General features: G+C 36.8%; 11 protein-coding genes. 1 reads left to right on the top strand and 10 read right to left on the bottom strand.

The genetic code is table 11. The features are described 5' to 3' along the window. Positions 1-5: 5 nt before the first annotated feature. The 9 genes from BDD43_RS03335 to BDD43_RS03295 form a co-directional block, all read right to left on the bottom strand. A complete protein-coding gene (locus BDD43_RS03335; RefSeq protein WP_121196337.1) occupies positions 6-302 on the bottom strand; it encodes a hypothetical protein in 297 nt (98 codons plus the stop codon). An 88-nt stretch (positions 303-390) separates the two neighbouring features. Beyond that, a complete protein-coding gene (locus BDD43_RS03330) occupies positions 391-846 on the bottom strand; it encodes a MauE/DoxX family redox-associated membrane protein (RefSeq protein WP_121196336.1) in 456 nt (151 codons plus the stop codon). Between the two features lie 15 nt (positions 847-861). Beyond that, entirely contained in the window at positions 862-3,468 is a 2,607-nt protein-coding gene (locus BDD43_RS03325; protein WP_121196335.1) for a lanthionine synthetase LanC family protein, read from the bottom strand. A gap of 535 nt (positions 3,469-4,003) precedes the next feature. Continuing rightward, positions 4,004-5,005 (bottom strand): helix-turn-helix transcriptional regulator, encoded by a 1,002-nt coding sequence (locus BDD43_RS03320; protein WP_121196333.1) that lies wholly within the window; start codon positions 5,003-5,005, stop codon positions 4,004-4,006. 514 nt (positions 5,006-5,519) lie between these two features. Beyond that, the gene (locus BDD43_RS03315; RefSeq protein ID WP_121196332.1) at positions 5,520-7,715 is read right to left on the bottom strand and encodes a peptidase domain-containing ABC transporter; all 2,196 of its coding nucleotides are present in this window, start codon (positions 7,713-7,715) and stop codon (positions 5,520-5,522) included. Between the two features lie 36 nt (positions 7,716-7,751). After that, complete coding sequence (locus BDD43_RS03310) at positions 7,752-8,120, bottom strand: hypothetical protein (protein ID WP_121196330.1); 369 nt, start codon at positions 8,118-8,120, stop codon at positions 7,752-7,754. Positions 8,121-8,122: 2 nt separating this feature from the next. Further along, entirely contained in the window at positions 8,123-9,406 is a 1,284-nt protein-coding gene (locus BDD43_RS03305; RefSeq protein WP_121196329.1) for a hypothetical protein, read from the bottom strand. 57 nt (positions 9,407-9,463) lie between these two features. Beyond that, positions 9,464-9,664: a hypothetical protein gene (locus BDD43_RS03300; protein ID WP_121196328.1), complete on the bottom strand. Its 201-nt coding sequence runs from the start codon at positions 9,662-9,664 to the stop codon at positions 9,464-9,466. A 93-nt stretch (positions 9,665-9,757) separates the two neighbouring features. Next, complete coding sequence (locus tag BDD43_RS03295; RefSeq protein WP_121196326.1) at positions 9,758-12,133, bottom strand: outer membrane beta-barrel family protein; 2,376 nt, start codon at positions 12,131-12,133, stop codon at positions 9,758-9,760. Positions 12,134-12,589: 456 nt separating this feature from the next. Here BDD43_RS03295 and BDD43_RS03290 point away from each other — a divergent pair, with 456 nt between their 5' ends. Next, the gene (locus BDD43_RS03290; RefSeq protein ID WP_121196325.1) at positions 12,590-15,436 is read left to right on the top strand and encodes a lantibiotic dehydratase; all 2,847 of its coding nucleotides are present in this window, start codon (positions 12,590-12,592) and stop codon (positions 15,434-15,436) included. On the opposite strand, the gene BDD43_RS03285 is transcribed toward BDD43_RS03290, so the two are convergent. After that, positions 15,336-16,502 (bottom strand): sensor histidine kinase, encoded by a 1,167-nt coding sequence (locus tag BDD43_RS03285; RefSeq protein WP_121196323.1) that lies wholly within the window; start codon positions 16,500-16,502, stop codon positions 15,336-15,338. The genes BDD43_RS03290 and BDD43_RS03285 overlap by 101 nt on opposite strands. Between the last annotated feature and the right edge of the window lie 277 nt (positions 16,503-16,779).

The following is a 16,779-nucleotide window of genomic DNA, read 5'->3' as shown; positions in this document are numbered from 1 at the left end:
AATAGTTAGTTAGGCTGATAGACAGACCCACTGCCATTTACGATAGTATTTTGTGCAGGAAATGCATTTGTCAATCCTAAAACTGTCGCTTGGGGCGTTGTTGACGTTATAGTGCATGCAATAGATAATCCTGACTGACAAGAGGCGCCACTTGGCCTGCTTAGCGACCATTTACCGTTACCGCTTGAATCCATATACCCATAATAAGTAGTTCCAACTTGTTTAGCTGGTTTGAATGCAAAGGCGCCACCAATTCCAATGATGCCTGCAATGGCCATTAGGCCCATGCTGATCTTTTTCATGTTGTTAGTATGTAATTTAAATAATGTCCGATTTCTGTGCAGGTACCGGTTTTAACCTGTTGATTTTGAATTATTTTATCATCGTTCATTACATATTATTAAAATGCAGATGATTGACTGTTTTTCTTTTCCAGTGCTTGCTTTTTTTTAGCCAGATGGCCGTGCCGGAGAGAGCAACGAAGAATATATTGAAAATTAGATGCTCACCGTAATCAAATGATTTAATGATGCCGCCGCAGGAGCAAGGCACTTTTGAAAACACGTGTAGTAGTCCGGCAGCGATGTATATTGAAAACAAAGCCATCAGGATAAAAAAAGCATAAAGCGCTATAAGCCGGGTACGTTCCTGCATGAGCCCGATGGCAATGATAATCTCCACTGGTGGGATGGTATAAATAAGGCATGTCGCCATCCAGTGCGGAAAAATCTGATTATACATGCTACGCTGAAAATAAGCATAATCAAAGTACTTGCTGAAGCTGGCGTACAGGAACAGAGCGACTAGAAGCGCTGTAATGCATACGATGATAATGTCTTTCTTCATAGGCTTTCTTTATAGCTAAAAATTAAACAATGACCAATTGATCTTTTTAGATTGGGTATAGTGCATGAGAAAGTTTATAATGCCTGCATTCCCGTACATGTAACTGGCAGAAGGCTGGGTAAAGTTCCCTTCCTGCCAATAAGTAATTCCATCTGTTTCGGTCTTGCGGCAGTGCATTAAATAATACACAATGTACCTGGCGCGATCTCTCCAGTCTTCATCCTTAAACGCTTTATATGCTTCAATATAAACGTGTCCCAAGCCCGCCAGCCCATTATTCACAGTGATGTAATTGCTGCATATAAATTTAGGGTGGCTTGCCAGTGCCTCGGTAGCGGCCACTTTAAATGTATTTTCTTTAAATATCTCATAAGCCTTTATAAAAGTTAAAGCCACCCCGGTAAAGCCATATTCAAACCAAGGCTCGATTACCCCATTTTTTGAATTTAGCGGCCATAGCAAGTGGCCGTTTGATGAAACCAGTTGTTTTAAAAGCCAGGACAGTGCTGTGAAAATTGCCTTCTTGACTTTTTCATCATTGTATTTTGAATAATACATCAATAAGAAATAAACTATACCTGCTATCCCGTAAGAAAAGCCTAAAAGCTTGATTCCCTTTTTGTCGGATTGATGTTTTTTAATTATCCACGATCCATCAGATTGCTGTTCTTTCAGTAAATCTGAAACTATTGAATGTAACTCCTGCTCATATAATTGTTGTTGGGTATGAGACGCACAGTATATCATTGCCAATCCACGTCCCGAACTCCCGGTGGCTAGGTTAACACCGTTGGACGGTTTAGTAAGGCCTTGATAAATTTGATTATGATAGTGGATATTTTTCTCCAAAACACCGGCATTGATCAAGGCGCATAAGGCCACCGAGTTGCCTGAACTTCCGTAAAACAAGCCAGAGTCACCACTCTCGGTTTGAGCGGCGCTTGCTTCCAGGCGTTCTGAATTTCTTTGGATAGGAATATTTAATGCCTTAAGATCAAACCCCAATTTCCCGGCATTGGCAAGTATGTAAAGTATGCCCCCGGCTCCATTGGCAAACCCATTGAGAGATTCATAACCGCGAAATTCGTTTGCTATGGCATTGCCCGTTTCAGCATTTTTGCTAATCCAATAACCAAACTGATCCATCATGATAGGATGTGCCAGGGCATTTAACCCTTTTTGAATTAGTTCTTTTATTTCAGTATTCTCGTTCCCGTGAATTTTAATTTGGGGTTCCGGAGATTTGGTTTTTAAGTTGGTTAATAATAATGCATCATAGGCTGACAACGTATGGCGCATGGACTTGATTTTAGGTCTTGATTGCGGATTGTTGACCAGGGATCTGCTGATCATGGATGCTATCGCATTGTTATCCGTGAAGAATTTCATGGACTTGAAAATGTCTTCCTCCTTATTGCCCGTAAATTTCGAGGGGGATATCCCTGTAAAAACTTTGAGCATCAAAGCGCCCAACCCAAAATAATCATCTTCAATACCTGCGGGATTCAATTGCAATTGCTGAGGAGAAATATAGCCTGGGGTACCCAAAGTAAAGGGAGGCTTCGGCGAATCAGGGCCTTCATCATGCGCAAGTTCAATATCTATACCAACAACAGTACCGTCCATACGTACTAAGAAATTCCCCGGATTAAGATCGCGGTGAATCGTATCCAGTCTGTGAAAATTATCAACAATTGAAACTACCTCTAAAAGGATTTTTATTAATTCGCGCCTGGCTTCGATGGGCATCGCGATCCACATCTGCCCTTGATGGAGCTGGTTAACCTTATCATAAAGGTTTATACCATCTATATATTCGATGACCAGGTAACCATCATTCTTATGCTCGAAATATTCTACAGGCTTTGACAATGAAATTCGATTTTCTGTCAACCATTGCAGTAGTTCATATTGCCATTCCAACCGGTCTTTTATAGTCCTGCCGAAATCATCCGTGCATTGGTGCGCTAAGCCTTGTTTAACTACGCACCAGTGTATGTTTCTCCAGTTATTCAGATTTAAGCATTTATATACATTGCCTTTTGCATCGCCTTTTAATTGAGAAACGATTAAATATTTGCCAATCCAGCGACTCGGTTTGGTGATCTTTTTTTCTTTTATGGGATGGAATGGCCACTTTACTTTCCGTTCAGCCGAAAACTCATGATTAAAGCTGGTATATACGTTATTGGCCAGGTGAATGACACCAGGTATTACCGGCCCTGCAAAAGTTTTGGTTAATTCGATCAACTGGTTAGCAAGTAATGTTAAAGTCTTTTTATCGGGGGGATAAATGGAGATTACTTTTCCAATTTCACCATAGCCAAGGCTTCCATCCAAAATCCTGGTATGTATAGTACTGTTAGCCGGGATGGTAAATGAAAAATTTAAAGGAACATTGTTGCTTAAAAATTGATTCATGAATAAGGCCATCTCTTGCCGGATAATAGAAATATGCAATACCCATCCCTGCATCCCGCTTTTGCTGCCGACCGATAGATAATTACCAATCGTTTGGTATTCCAATCCGTACTTTGTCAAAACGGTGGCATAATTAAAATCACCACTTGCCACAGGTGCAATTTCAGTTTGAACTGGTGTATTGACATATTGCTCTTTCATGTGTACGATTGAAATAGAAGCGTATTTTGACTTTGTAAGCGTCAACTTATAATGGTGATATTATAACCATCGATTCCAATTTCAATGAAACGACGGTTAGCGTCGCCCAGGATATGAGCAAAAAGACTAGTTAAGAAGCCTTTTAACCTCTCATATTGTTGAGTTTCCGTCGTTTCATTTATTTTCTCTTTTCTAATTTTCTTTTCAGCACGACCGTAGCCTTGATACGATCCCACCCATTTTTTACACTTGCGCTTATCGCTGCGCCTGCGTTCCTTGCACCTGATCCGGCAACCAACTTACGAGTACCACCGGTTTAAACATGGATGACAGCTTAATTAGGTCAGGGGACTATCACCTTAGTGCGATGCTTGTCGCCTGGAAATTGCGTTATGAATGCCGGTACTCCCCATGCGTATCATACAATCATTTTTATCTGATTGAATGATATAAATTTCGGTATAGAAAATATCGCATTTCGGCCAAGATCGTTTTATTTCAGGCCGGTATTTTGTCAAATTTTGATGTTTTTAATTTAAAATTTGCGTCTACGGGCCTCTTTGGGAGTAAAATCAAAATGTTTTTTGTAAACTTTTGTAAAATAGTGAGGGTGTTTAAAACCTGTTTTGAAGGCGATTTCTTTAACCTTTAACCTTGTTTTCCGCAACAATTCATGCCCGTAATTCACCCGTAAAATCTCGACATAGTCACGTATCGAATGTTGCATTTCCTTGGAAAATAGCCGCCTGATGCTTCGGTCAGATAAAGGAAAACGTTCTGCAAGCAAGGTTAAATTCGCAATATCCTCATTGGTAAAATGTTTATCAATATGTTCTCTGATCGAGATAATGATTTCTCTGGGACTTTCGCTTTTCAGGTTTTTACCTGACTCGAGCATTCGATGATATTCCTCAAAAAGCCCCATGCAATTGTTAGTAATACCAATTTCAAGACTACGCGGGCTGGCAGGATTTATTTTATATAACTCGCGTAAAAACTTTCGCATGGGCTCAATAATAGGATATTGCGGCAAATGGCTGTACAGATCTGTATTATGTTCAAATCCGTTCATGAATTCACGGAAATATGGATAATCGTCCAGGTGATTTTTGAGCCAGCCGGGTCTTGTAGATATATAAAACAGATAGTGTAGTCCTTTGGGGAAATTGGCAAAAAATTCGCCTGGCTTATTGTATGTGGGATAGCATACTCCCTTATCAGCCTCTGCGACGGCATTGCCGTCAGTTAACGAAAAGCTAACATTCCCGTGTAACATAAAGAATAAGAATAATGCCGGATTGTGAACGAGATAACTCATATCAAGTTCCTCTGTTAGCCGAAGTTCGATAATTTCTATAAAAAAAAGATAATGGTTATGTCTTTGGGAATAAATTGTTCCCTCTTTAATTTCGATTAATTCTTTTTCTCCATGACCAACTCTATAACGAACTTTCTTAAGAAAGTCTTGGCTGATTTTTGAAATTATTTTATGCTCTGATTTGAATTTTAGTAAGATCGGCCTTTGCATCTTTTCCATGTTTTTCTCCTTTGAATAATGCGATGAAATTTTTGTCCATTATGGATTTTTTAGGATGCATTTGAGATCCGCCGATTGGGGTAGCAACCAAGGCCCTTTTTATTAATATGAAATGCAAGAAATAAGTGAAAGTTCAAATAATTAAACTTTCACTTATGAATTGCTGATTATTCAGATTACTTGCATTTCGCAATAAAGTACAGGTTAAAAATCTTTCTAAAATTAACTAATGTTAAAAAAAAGTCCCTTAAATGACAGTTGGGATCTGTCCCGAAATTTAGCCTTTATGTCCCGAAAATAGATGAAGAGGGTTTTAATGATGCATAACACTCTCAATGAAGAGTCACATTAGCGAAGGATTACATGCAATTGCAGGTTTGGGTTTATAGTTCCGTAATGCGGAAGCCGTTAATGTTTATCTATGGAAAATAAGCGTTGTTTAACTTCGCTTTTAATCTAAAATGAAATAATAATTCTAAACACATGAATTAATAGTGTTACTTGTCATAACAACTTAATTCCCTAATTCAAGTTGATTTTTTACGAGTTCGTAGTATTTGCCTTTTTTATTTGTCAACAAATGATGATTGCCAATTTCAACGATTTCACCATCATCCAAAACAATTATTTGGTCTGCATTTTTAACGGTGCTAAGACGGTGAGCAATAATTATAACCGTTTTGTTTACAAAAAAATCATTAAGGTTATCCATGATGACTTTTTCATTATTTGCATCTAATGAGCTTGTTGCTTCATCAAATAAGATAAGTGAAGGGTCTTTGTAGGCTACCCGAGCTATTAAAATTCTTTGTTTCTGACCTCCTGATATTCCGTTTCCTGCATCGCCTATCTTAGTCTTATATTTCAATGGTAACGATTCAATAAAATCTTTAATATTACTTATTTTGACAGCTTTATTAAGCTTGTCCTGATCTATTGCTTCCTCACTTGTAGCTATATTCCGTTCTATAGTATCTGAAAAGATAAAACCGTCCTGCATAACAACACCAAAGTTTTTTCTAAAATATGAAATTGAAATATCTTCATAAGGGCAGTTATCAAGAGAAATGCATCCACTTGTTGGCTCATAAAACTTCAGCAAGAGCTTAAGTAAGGTCGATTTGCCACTGCCACTGGCCCCGACAATCGCAGTTATCTTACCGTGGGGAATGAATAAGTCTATATTCTTTAAAACATATGGAGACATTGGACCTTCATATTGAAATGATAGGTTTTTTATAGAGATTCCACTATTGGAGTTGGTTAGTTTTCCGTCTGTATCAGGCCTTATTTGAGCGTCCTCTGCTTCTAAATTTTGTACACTGTTGAGCCGTTCCATGCTAAGTTTAGCATCCTGTAACGACCGTATAAAATTTACAAACTGGGTAATGGGAGCATTCATCTGGCCGGTTATAAATGAAATGCTTAACATGCTCCCTAAAGATAATTTTCCCTTAATTACTGCTGTTGCAGCTAAAAATGTTATTAAGATGTTCTTAAATTGATTGATAAGTTCAAATCCAGAAAGTTGATATTGATCCGTCTTCTGTATTCTTAGATTTATTTCAAATAGCTTCTGTTGAATTTTTTCCCAGTTTTTCTTTTTGTAGGTTTCAAACTGATTTAGTTTAATCTCTGTTACACCTTTTATGATTTCATAAATTGCCTCTTGATTTTCACTCCTCTGCTGAAATTTGTAATAGTCCAGTATTCGCCTTCGGTTTAAAAATAGCTTGATCCAAAGAATGGAGAGGGCCGTAAGGATCAAATAAACGAGTAGAATTTCTATATCGTAATAAGCCATGACTCCAAAGAAAGCCGAAAACGTAATCAAGGAAAATAGCGTCAACAAACTTTGTGAAGTAAGAAAGTGTTCTATTCTATCATGATCTTGTACTCGCTGAATAAAGTCACCAGTTAGTTTTGTATCGAAAAACCTCAACGGAAGACTTAAAAGTTTACTAAGAAAAGCTGATAAAATTTCTATATTCACTTTTGTAGCAACATAGAGTAATATTCTGTTTCTTATAATTTCAATTGAAACTAATCCTCCGAAAAGCACCAACTCACCTAAAAGAAGTAAGGTGACAAAGTTTTGATTCTTGGCTGTCACGCCTTTATCTACCAGGTATTGAGTTAGAAAAGGAAACATCACGGTGATCAAACTTCCTAATAATAGGCAAAGAGACATATTAAAAACCTGTTTTTTAAATGGTTTTAAATATGTAAGTAAATTTAAAATATTAGGATTTGAAATCTTAGGAGGGTTGTAGTTAGTAAAATTAGTTGATGGTTCTAAAATCAAAGCGATACCTTTTTCATACTCACCAGCCCAGGATTTTAGAAAGTTTTCTTGATTTAAGGAAATAAGACCATATCCGGGATCTGCAATTTTGAATAAATAACGATTTGAGAATTTTTGTTGCTTTATTTCATATAAAACAACAAAATGATTCTGCTTCCAGTGTAAGATACAAGGCAGGGGCAGGTTTTTTAAGTGTTCTAAAGGAACTTTTACAGAAGTGGGCTCGAACCCAATTGATCGGGCTGCATCCGAAATGCCAAGTAAACTGACACCCTCCTTTGTTAAAAAGGAACGCTCCCTAATTGTTTGAAGAGCGTATTCCTTTTTATAAGCACTTGCAATCATGACCAAACATGCAGGGCCGCAATCCATCTGGTCATGCTGGGGGCAAAACTTAACTTTCAACTTGATATGTATATATTCGCAATAGCAACCAGGTTATCAATAAGTGTAGGCGATTTTTTTCTGTTCGGTTAATTCAGAAACCTTTTCAGTAATTGACGTCAACTCAGTTAACAGGTGTTGATCAATTTTCGGACTATCACAGGAAATGGATATGCTATTGGCAGATACAGCGAATTCAACCTTTTCTGCAGTATTCCATTTGCTAATTGAATCTTTGACTATTTGTTCTTTCCCGATTTTATCTTTTAGAAAGTTAATCAATCCGGCACGCTTTGATTGGTCAAACGTCACATAATAATAAAACTGTGTTTTCTTGGGATTGGCATCAATGCGATTGTCTTTTCTCGATTGAGCCCTTACTGATACTGACAATAAAAGTAAGGCTACGATAGCTGTATTTTTCATGTTTAAATTGCGTTAATTGCGTGATGTTTATATAAAAGATTTAATAGGTAGAGCCCCCTTTCGGGCTCCCAACTTTGGTCCAACTTGGCTAATAAGTCTGAAACTAATAATGGCTTACCGGTATTAATTTCATCGATGAAGTCTTTGATACAAGAAATATAATTGAACGATAATTTAATCCCTCTGGCATAGACAAAAAGCTTTTTGTTGTCAAGTGATTGTCTGTAATTCAATTTATAAGGTAATTCCAAAGAAATAACATCCGTTAAGTCAAATTCAACATCTTCTTCTTTTTGGAATGGGCTGGTTCTATATCCGGCATTGCTGGCAACAGTATGTCGTAAGTCCAAATAAGATTGACGAAGAAGGTCTTTGTAACTTAAATTCTCGATATCATCTGAAAACTTAAATAAATTAATGGTGCTTGCTATCCCATCTAAACTATCCATATCAGTTTGGTCAGGCATCAGAAGATCTTTACCGCCTTTCAAATATTGATCATTAATTATTTTCTGCAACTTATGAGCAATGGCGTACTCAGAATGATTATAAAACCAAAAAGTTAAAGCAATAGATAGTCCATCACTCTGACCAATATGATATTCACCTTGTGGCATGAAATATAGATCGCCTTCTCCGAAAGTATATGTAGTCGCGTATGGCAGAAGCCTATCAAGTTCCCCTTTATCATTAATTTTATTACCGGCTAAGGCCTCATACTCTTCCTTACTCCAGGTATACATCGTTTTGGGGCCAGGCCCTAAATGGAAATGCATTACATTTTCTCCGGGGGGATCTACATGGACACCTAAAGGCGTTTTGTCATAATTGCCAATAAAAATAGTCCAATTAATTCCTTCAACAGGGAAACCGACTTTATCTAATAACGGTTTGACTTTCAAAGCGATATTTTTAGATAATTGCAAATCGAATTTTTCGCCTGAATTAATAATGAGTCCAAATTTTTTATCACCAAATGCCCTGTTTACCCAATTATCAAGCGACTCACCAGGAATCGGAGATTTTGAATAAACTTGGTACATATTGTTCGATTGCAATTGATGTCCGTCTAGGTAAACCCTGTAACCATACTGATTGGTTTTAAGCTGGCCCAATGTAGAAATGATACCCATAATACATTCCCGAAATAATGCTGTCTCATTTTTTTCCAGCACGTTGTTAAAAACTGTTGTTTTCTTCATCGCGTTTGTATTATCTAAAAAGACATTCCACCACTCGTCTGAGAACGGTTTAACAGCAGATTTTGGCAGTGATATTGTTTCCATACAGCATATTGAATTAAATAAGAGGGATATTCTGGTATCCCCCTTATTGTTTAACAGTTAAACAGCTTGTTGAGGTGCCTGAGGAGCCGGAACATGCACATGCTGATGAATATGCGCATTGCCATCATCAATATCCTTGTCTTGGTGAATGTCATCCACAAGGCCACCTTTTACTGCTCTCTGCTCCATTGGAGAAAGAATCTCTAAACCGAAAAACGCAACAGATGCGCCTGGGTTGTTAGTTGATTTAATTTTCATTTTTTTATAGATAAATTTTAATTTTCGAGTTACCTTTTTTAGTCGTGAAACTCACCATTGGACATACTTGCAAGTATCTTTAAAGCAAACCTTTTATTTTTGGAGCCTTCCAATTTCATCTTCATTACCGAAATTCTGTTTCTTGACGTTGATCTTTTTATTGCCGAATTTGTATGATAATGATATTCTAATCATCCGGTTGTCGTTGTATGAATAATAATTTTGTTTGATCATGTCAGTGGTTGTGGTAAAATTCCTGGTATCCGTTCTGAAAATGTCATACGCCATAAGCGTTACATCTAATTTTTTATTTAGAACAGGATAGCTTACACCTGCGTTGATCGTGCTGTACCCATTTTTGCGATATACCAAGTCGCGTTTTGAAGTATGGACGGAAACATCCACTTCTGCCTTGAATTGGCTCTTCGAATCGATCAGAAAAGAATTGTTTGCGGAGATATGTGCCCCGAACCCGTTATTTTCGGGCAAGCCGACATTTTGTTTAAATTTGGTAATGCCATACCATAAAAACCCAAACAGGTTACTTTCCCACCATTTGTATTTATTGAAGGTGTAATTTTCAATAATACCCATACCGTGGGCTGTATAATAATTTTGCATCGTAAAATACTGCGTATTTGTTGCTGCGTCAATAGAAGGGATTTCATCATACCCATTTGTTTCAAGTGAGTAGTATAGTGATGTAGACAGATTGTATTTATAAGTATGAGTGAGCGTTAGGGTATGGCCGAACATTGGTTTCAAAAGTGGATTTCCTTCGCTATAGCTATAAGCACTGGAATAAAAACGAAATGGATTAATGTCGATGAAGGAAGGACGATCAATTCTTCTTCCAAAATCTAAAACAAATGAATTAGATTGATCGGGGTTATAGCTTAAATAAATTGTTGGAAAGAGATAGGTATAATTATTTTTATTGACTTGACTTAAAGTAATTGAGTTCCCAGTCGTTGTAGTGTGTTCAGTACGTAACCCTGCCTGTACAAACCACCTTTTGCTAAGCTTTTTGTTGGCAGAAATATATAATGCTTGAGTGTTTTCTGTATAATCGAACAGATTACTTTGATCTTTATCAAGAATGTATGCCGAGCCATTCTGGTCAAAAGTAAGTATGTTGTTTTTTGTATTTGAAAAAGAGGCCTTTGCGCCGTAACTCAGGCTCCCCCAAGGGAACGGGATTTCAAAGTCAATTCGTCCCGAATAATTATGTATATTTTGCTGGCCTGTATAAAGTTTAGAGATTAGGCTATTGTTAGTCGGAAGCAGATTGTCATAATAATTAACCGAAGTGAAATTTCTATTCAGATCGCTTCCGTAATTAAGATAATCGAAGTTAATATCCATTTTTTTACCAAGGCTATCAAACTTGATATTGTGATGCCAGTTAACCGAACTGTTGTTAATATTTCTGTTATTATTCCCAGCTGAAATAACTATGGAATCCAACTTGCCAGTTGCATTATTGGTAATATTAATTCGACTGTTCTCTATTGTTAAAGGCTTGTTGAGACTTCCCAAATACTGAATACCCATGGTATAAGATTTTGAAAATTTATAATCAAATCCAACACGTCCGCTAAAAATTCTGGAATTGAATTTTTTATTATAGTCCGAATTCCATAATTCTTCAGGATAAAAAAACTGGTCACCTTCAGTTCGTTTTGTTACTGATAGACTGTAATTCGCATTCACATAAAACGACAATGGCCCCCTGTTATAATCGAACGATGTTCCACTAGTACCTGATGTAAAAGTAGCTTGACTCATTGAGCCCCGGACAGCGGCATTCCATGAATTAAGACGTTGTTTTTTTAAATTTATATTGATGATGCCACTATTTCCGGCTGCGTCATATTTGGCCGGAGGATTTGAAATTATCTCTACATCTTTAATACTTTCTGAACTTATTGTCTTTAAAAAATTTATCAGGTCTTCTCCAGATAACTGAATAAATACATTGTCAACCATTAATCTTAAATGGCTTTTTGCTATCATTGAAATCTGATCTGTTTCAACTGAGATGCCCGGACTTGCTTTTAGAACGTCTAATGCATCACCTCCTTTAGATGCAAGTGAATTTTCTACATTAAAAACTATCCTGTCAATTTTTCTTTCGACTATAGGTTTTTTACCACTGATGGCTACCTCCGACAGTGATATATTCTCAGGATATAGTTTCGTATTGATTAATGTACTTTTAACGTCGGTCAATATTGTATCTATGCTTTTGTAACCTACAGATCGGAAACTCAACCGAAACGTATTAACTCCACTTAGTGTAATTGTATAGTTGCCATTTTTATCTGTTAGCGCTATAACTAAAGTATGATTGTCCTTGGATGCCGTTACGGTAACGTTTGGAATGGCCTGATTTTGCTGATCTACAACGTTGCCTTTTATTATTGATTGGGAATAACCCATTGTCGAAACCAATAGTAAGAGTCCCATGAAATATTGTTTAAGTTTCAACTTTAGGCGTTATATGTATTTACAAACTGAATTATTATCCATTAGGATATATAGGATTTTAATTGCTTTTCATAGAAGTGAATTTAAAAAGAACAACCTATAATTAAGAAAAACCAAAGGGGCGTCTATCCCGAAAAAGACCCATTATATCCCGAAAATCGCGGCATTTCATCTCTTTAGACTATTAAGTGGCTTTTATTATTGTGGTAAGTAATAGGAATAGTTAATACTATCTGGCATAAGGTACCCACTGGACTAACATAACACAATTGGTTTTTGGCTTCAAATTCTATCCTGAAATTCAACCCTTCTATCCTGAAATTCTACCGTTTTGTTTTGTCATAAGGAATTACCAAAGCTTAAATTATTTCTTTGGCTGTAATCAATAGGATTAGTCTTTAAACGAGATCCTTATTAGATGATAAATACAAAGCGATGAGCATAAAACTAAAATTGTTGGATATATCAATTTGCAGAACACCGGCATTCAGTATGCAGGATGAATTTAAATCACAGTGGGAAAACTTGAAAGAGATGATCAGAGAAGCTTCTCCTACCTTTTATCAAATAATAAAAAATTTAAACGATGAAGATATAGAAAACACGGATGCTAAAATTAAATACACTGTTTGGAAATATTTTAACAGGGCCAGGTTTAGAGCCACCCCGTACGGTACTTTTGCGGCTTTTACGCTTCTGCCAATTTTAACCAATGAAGCGTCTCCACCAATCTTAGATGAAAATCCTCAAAGTCACCGATTCATTAGTTGGAATGAAAAAGACACATATTTAAATGACTTTCCGCTTCTTCTAAAAAGATCTAATTGGTTTCAGAGTAATGCTACAATTTATACACTTGGTACAAATCACCGTTATGTAAGGATAAAAGACGGGATATTTGAAATTGCATCTGTTGCTGTGTTTCCCGAGCTTAACAAATTGCTGAAACTTTGTCGTGAAACGACTTCTAAAAAAGCGATCCATAAAGTAATGAAAGCTGATTTCAACTTAAGGGATAAAGAAATAGATGATTTGCTTTTACAAATGTTGACCATTCAGCTCCTGTTTACTGAACTATGTCCCAATATCACTGGTGAAGACTATTTCAAAAAAGCAAACATCAAAAACTTTAAGACAGATAACGCGTACATTATTTCAGAAAGAAAAATACTATCCGGTGGCACTGACAATGCGAAATACAGAAATATTCCCGAACTGATCGGCTTCCTGTCTAAGTACTTGCCTACAGATATAATCGAGGCACTTAAAGAATTCCGGTTGGCTTTCTTAAAAAAATATGAACATCGCCTTATACCACTTGCGATTGCGATGGATTTGGAAATTGGCGTTGGTTATGACGATCTAGGTGAACAGCAGACAGATCACCAGCTCACAGATTTATTGAATATATCAAGCACCGAAGTAACAAAAAATCCACATATACAGTATACTGCATTGCACCGTTTTTTGTTGAATAAGCTAATGAAAGGTGGTGTTATACTGTTGGATGAGTTTGAAGATCGTCAAACAGACACCGAATTGGCCATACCTAATACATTCAGTGTCTTACTTCATTTCTGGCACGGGCATCCCGTTATACAAAATGTTGGGGGCTGCACTGCCAATGCACTACTTGGTCGCTTTACAATCGCCAGCAAAGAGGTAGAAGAATTTACCAAAGGAATTACGGCAATAGAAGAAAAGGCCAATCCAGATATATTATTCTTTGATATTGCTTATCAGGCGGAAAAAGATGTAGATAATATCAATCGGCGAAAACAGCTATATCAATACGAATTACCTATATTAAGTTGGTCAGTAGACGGTTCTTCAATCCAATTGGATGACATATTAGTTACCGTTCGCGGCATGGACATAATTCTTTGGTCAAAGAAATACCAAAAAAGAATGGTTCCCCGCGTACCTTCAGCCTATAATCACACCCGTTCTAGCTTTGCTGTATTTCGTTTCCTTTGTGATATGCAACATCATCAGATCAAATCGAACTTAAATTTTAAGTTGCCATATTTTTTTCCTGGTCTTCACTTTTATCCACGGGTGGCTTTTAGAGATGTAATCGTTTCTGCTGCAATGTGGCTGGTAAAATCGGATATTATTATGGATGCCAAATCCGGTAAGCTGACCAATGCTAAAATCAAGTTGGCCGATTGGTTGGCTGGAGAAGGGATAAATTTTCGCTTTCAAGCTGGCCATGGAGATCAAATGCTATGTTTTGACCCAAGCTTAAGTGCAGACATAGATGCTTTTTTGCTTTATTGCCGCCAACACCCTTCTTCTGAACTTTACATTTCCGAAGCCTTGATTTCCGAAGAAGATGGAATAAATACTAATAGCGGGAAAAAGTATGTTGCAGAGATATTGCTAAGCTACAGTCACAAAAATCAGATATATAAGCCTGTTGAATTGAAAGACAATGAGATAGAGCACACGCTCAATAATAAACATGTAATTTTGCCCGGCGGCGAATGGCTATATTTTGAAATCTATTGTCATCCCGCCAAGGCAAACAGTCTACTTGTTAATCAGATCAATGCACTATTAACTGGTTACAAAAATGAGATTCGAAAGTGGTTTTTCATCAGGTACGATGATCCAAAACCACATATTCGTTTAAGGATACAAATGAGAAATGTCGAACATGGATACTCCATCATTAACCGTTTGCAGGTATTGCTGGAGCCTTATTGTAAAATCGGTCAAATTTTGGACATTCAAGTTAAGACGTATTTTCGGGAAACGGATCGCTACGGAGCCTTCCGAATAGATCAGATTGAATGTTTTTTTTATACTGACAGTGAATATGTTTTAAAATTGCTAACCAGGATAAAAGATAACACTGATCTTTATGCTGATACTTTAATGATGGTGCAAAAGCTACTGGCGTTAGTTTTGTCGGATATTAACGACCAGTTGGCCTTTTGCAGAAACATTGCTAAACAATTTGGTATAGAGATGGGGATGGGCAAAATAGATTATAAAAGATTGAATAAAATTTTTTCTGAACTGAAGGTCAAAATCAATCTTGATATTAATTTTACCTTATATAGTTTACCGGTGCAGCTCAAAATAGCATTCTTATCTATTTTCAATACTTGTAATAGCAAACAAGAAAGCACAAAACTACTTGCAGACTTAATTCACATGCACATTAACCGTTTATTCAACTCTCATCAGCGTGTTCACGAGGCTGTGTTGTATCAATACCTTGTAAAGGTTTTGGCTGCCCGTCATGCACTTTTAAATGCGCCAGAGGGATGCTAAGTTGCAGTTTGAAATGATTGTTGTTATCGGTACGATAATGAAATCGAACATCGTTACCATACGCATGTCTCAATCGTTTTTCAATATTCTTTAGACCGGAATGGTAGCCAGTCTTTAATTTCAATGGTTCATGATCGATCAGGTTGTCAGTTACTAAATGGAATGATTGGTCTTCCAAATATAAATTAATCAGTGCCTCATGTTCGGGGTCGTTTAGATTACCATGCTTTAAAATATTCTCTACGAGTGTTAAAAGTACTAAGGGAATTAAATGGATTTCGCGGACTTCCTCATTGTAATTTATTCGAAATCCCAACGCGTGATTTTTCCTCATTTGGCTTAAATAAAGTAAATTCTCAGCCTGTTCAATTTCATCTTCCAAACGGATAAAATCGCCCATCTTGTCCGCATCCACAGCATAGCGCATCATGTCAGTCAAGATAATAACAGCATCGGCTGCAACTGGCGACGACACATCAATGTTATGATATATAAAATCCAGCGTATTAAATAGGAAATGTGGGTTGATCTGCGCTTTTAAAAAGGCATTTTGTGCTTTAGTTAATTCCTGCTCAGCTTTTTGATTTTTTATAATCTCCTTCAAATGCTGTTGTTCTAATTCATTCGTCTTTCTCTTTTCTTTATTATAGGTTTTTAAAAAATAATAACCTGTAGAAAACCCCCAAAAATAAACACACCTGTATAGCACTCTTAAGCTATATAGTGAGGTTAGCTCAAGTGGCTCTTTGCTTTGCATGATGCCGCTATTAATCAAGAACCTGTCGATTAAAAAAGATGTAAGTATAAATATGCTGACTTCTACACTTAAAACAAAAGGTAGCCTCCAAAATGCTTGTCGTTTTTCTTTTAATGACCAAGGAAGCGCATAGTCGGCATGTAGATAAAAGAGTAATAGAATTGCGATGTAATGCATCGTGTAAGTCATTGGATGCCCAAAAACTTTAAAAACTATACCGATAACTACGGTTTCATAGAAGATGAATAGCGCCCAAACGAGCAAATGAATTCTATATTTATTAAACCAGTTGAAAAAAATCCATTTCATGTAAAACCCTCCTTTTATATAGAAATCATATCATTTTGTATAATATGATTTCGAGCAACTCCATTTTACGTTAAGTTTCGAGAAAAAAACATGAAACACCAACGTTTAAAAATCAGCGAGACTACATTGTTTGTTTACAGGACAAAAAAAAACTTCAAGCTCAGTGGAGACACCGTGCCGCCAACAGAACCGACAACAACGATGATTACCCTAACAAAAACGGGCATCTTTCAAACGGCCCGGCCAAAGTAATCGGTGTTATAAAATGAACCTGTTT

It is taken from the genome of Mucilaginibacter gracilis (assembly GCF_003633615.1).
GTDB classification, from domain to species: Bacteria; Bacteroidota; Bacteroidia; order Sphingobacteriales; family Sphingobacteriaceae; genus Mucilaginibacter; species Mucilaginibacter gracilis.
Note: the sequence above shows the minus strand (reverse complement) of the source record. Positions and strands in the feature narration are given on the sequence as shown.